The sequence below is a fragment of the Coprobacter sp. genome (assembly GCF_982436375.1).
On the sequence record NZ_CEWDCG010000298.1, the window covers coordinates 1 to 2531 of the forward strand.

3 protein-coding genes and 1 pseudogene are annotated in these 2531 nt (G+C 36.2%); 2 read left to right on the top strand and 2 right to left on the bottom strand.

Annotation, left to right across the window (positions count from 1 at the left end; translation table 11 throughout):
* Positions 1-30 precede the first annotated feature (30 nt).
* Together AC1WHX_RS11830 and AC1WHX_RS11835 are read left to right on the top strand one after the other, a co-directional pair.
* Positions 31-474, top strand: coding sequence for a PepSY-like domain-containing protein (locus tag AC1WHX_RS11830; RefSeq protein ID WP_022391012.1), 444 nt, complete (start codon positions 31-33; stop codon positions 472-474).
* Between the two features lie 287 nt (positions 475-761).
* On the top strand, positions 762-1361 hold the full coding sequence (locus tag AC1WHX_RS11835; RefSeq protein WP_022391013.1) for an IMPACT family protein: 600 nt from the start codon (positions 762-764) through the stop codon (positions 1359-1361).
* Here AC1WHX_RS11835 and AC1WHX_RS11840 read toward each other — a convergent pair.
* A pseudogene (locus tag AC1WHX_RS11840) lies at positions 1307-1522 on the bottom strand (hypothetical protein); the annotation flags it as partial. The gene AC1WHX_RS11835 and the pseudogene AC1WHX_RS11840 sit on opposite strands and share 55 nt — an antisense overlap.
* Positions 1510-2454 carry a YfhO family protein gene (locus AC1WHX_RS11845; RefSeq protein WP_481229441.1) on the bottom strand — a complete coding sequence of 315 codons (945 nt, stop codon included), beginning with the start codon at positions 2452-2454 and terminating at the stop codon, positions 1510-1512. The pseudogene AC1WHX_RS11840 and the gene AC1WHX_RS11845, both read right to left, overlap by 13 nt.
* Positions 2455-2531: the final 77 nt, after the last annotated feature.

The window sequence follows — 2531 nt, forward strand, 5'->3', positions numbered from 1 at the left end:
AATCAGTAGTAACCTTTAAAATTTCAGATTATGAAAAAGTTGATCTTTTTATTCGTATGTGTATTTTCTATTCAAGTAGCATTGGCAGATAATGATAAGCCGATTAATTTTACTCAGTTGCCTCAAGCAGCACAAAAATTTGTAAAACAACATTTCCCGAAAGCTAAAATCGCTTTTGTGAAAATGGAGACCGAGTTGTTCGATAAATCTTATGATGTGGTTTTTAATAATGGAGACAAACTTGAATTCGATAAGAAAGGCGAATGGACGGAAGTGAACTGTAAGTCAACTGTTGTACCGGCTAAAGTTATTCCAGCCCCTATAAAAAAATATGTAGAAACGAACTATCCTGAAGCGAAGGTACTTAGTATCGAGAGAGACCGTTACGATTATGAAGTAAAGTTGTCCAATTTCTGGGAAATCAAATTCGATATGAATTTCAATGTGATCGATATGGATAATGACCGGGATTAAGAACCTGTCTGAATTTTCCGACAAAAAATATTATCAGGTCATTTTTGTATTTTCTTCCGGTCTTTTTTCCTGTTTTCCCTCGTCAGATAGCCCGCTATCCTTCTCGTAAAAACAGAAAAACATACTCGAAAGAAACTCTCAAAACTGACCCGAGTAAAACTCAGACAGGCTCTTAGAGCCTGTCTGAGTTTTACTCGATACGAATTTGTTAATCATTTATAGAATAATGCAGCTATCCATGAGGGTAGCTGTTTTTTTATTGATGTTGAAAATCGTATCTTTGCGATATGGAAGATACGTATAAAACGATAGCCCGAACTTCTGAGGGGTTGTATAAAGAAAAAATGAGTAAGTTCATCTCTTTTGCAGTTCCGGTTTCTACGTTAGATGAAGTTAAGGAAAACCTTGAAATATATCAGAAGAAGTATTATGATGCCCGACACATTTGTTGGGCGTATATGCTGGGACATCAACGTGTGGACTTTCGTTCGAATGATAACGGAGAACCTTCGGGAACAGCCGGAAAACCTATACTCGGACAAATCAATTCGTTCGGACTGACGAATATATTGATTGTCGTAATTCGTTATTTCGGAGGAATAAAATTGGGAACGAGCGGGTTGATCGTCGCTTATCGTGAAGCTGCTGCCGAAGCGATCCGGGCGAATGAAATAATCGAATGCCTTGTTGAGGATGATATACGTGTTGCGTTTGAATATCCTTTTCTGAATGATGTGATGCGAATTGTAAAAGAGGATAATGTTACTATAATTTCTCAATATTTTAATTTAGATTGTGATATGACCCTTCGTGTGCGTCGATCGGCTGTCGATTATCTCCGTTCACGGCTTGCTAAAGTGGAGAGTCTTCGTTTTTTAGAAGAATAGAGAATCTGTTTTCTTATATAAATAATGAAAAAAATCAAGGCGAGAGTAGAAATTAGAATACCATCTTTTATTCCGGGAGGAACGTATGTGAAATTTATGGTATTTTTACCTTTATCTCCTTTTACTGCCATGAACGAAATATTTGTTTTTATAATTTCTCTTTTTTCTCCGTTAACGGTTGCCGAAAATCCCGAATCGTACGGAACACTGAAAAAATAAGATTTTCTTTAGGTAAATTAATTTCGGCAGTGAATCCGGTTGAGTTTCCGTGAAATGAAGAACATACGACTTCATTTCTTTTTCGGGAAAGCTGCGCAACATCCATACTGGTGTCTATTTTTGTATATTGAAATAATGAGCGGTATTTTTCCCAATCCTGTTTTTCGAGAACGATAGAGGACAAGAGAATGTTACATCGATTTTTTTGAGGATCGGTCTGATGTATCGAGTTGAATTCTGTCCGGTTTATAGCTCTGTCGTAAGTAAATCCGAAAGGAATAAAATTTTGATTTTCGTATATTTCAGATTTGTTGTTCTTCTTTTTTAATCGGAATCCTTCGGGAATATATTTTGTGTTAAAAGGTACATATCTGTAAAAGTAACGTACCGATAATAATGCATCGGTATATTCCCGGTTTTTTAATGACGGTTCGTTGGTGGGGCTTTTTATATTTTCTATATATCCCGAAATGCTTATGAAATCTGCATGAGAACGACTTTGCAAACTGTGGAATACCGATATTGCAGGTTCATTTTGATATAACCCCATATTCATGTGGTTTGCCGGATCGAAGTCTATCCGATATTCATATTGGGGAGATATATTATGAATAGAGTCGGTCAGAAAAATGGTTAAACTTTGGTCGCTGTTGTTGACTCCGTCTATCCGGTTATTTATTTCGATAAAGCTTCCCATATTTATTGCAGAAGTAAGACATGTGATAAACAGCAGATTTTTGGAGGATATACGATAATTGATTATGACGAACAGTAAAAGATAATTTATTATGGTCAAAATGGTTGAATATCCTGATATCAGTTTATTCGTGTCGGTATATCTTCCGAACCAATTTGTCCATCGTGATGAGAACATCTCTCCGAACCACCCTTTTTCGCAGATAAATTGTCCTGAAATAAAAGGAACGGTAATCAGAATGAGGAATGTGAGAA

Excerpts from the sequence above, each read along its gene's own strand:
- AC1WHX_RS11830 (WP_022391012.1), top strand. The coding sequence starts at position 31 with ATGAAAAAGTTGATCTTTTTATTCGTATGTGTATTTTCTATTCAAGTA.
- AC1WHX_RS11835 (WP_022391013.1), top strand. The coding sequence starts at position 762 with ATGGAAGATACGTATAAAACGATAGCCCGAACTTCTGAGGGGTTGTAT.
- AC1WHX_RS11845 (WP_481229441.1), bottom strand. The coding sequence starts at position 2,454 with ATGTTCTCATCACGATGGACAAATTGGTTCGGAAGATATACCGACACG.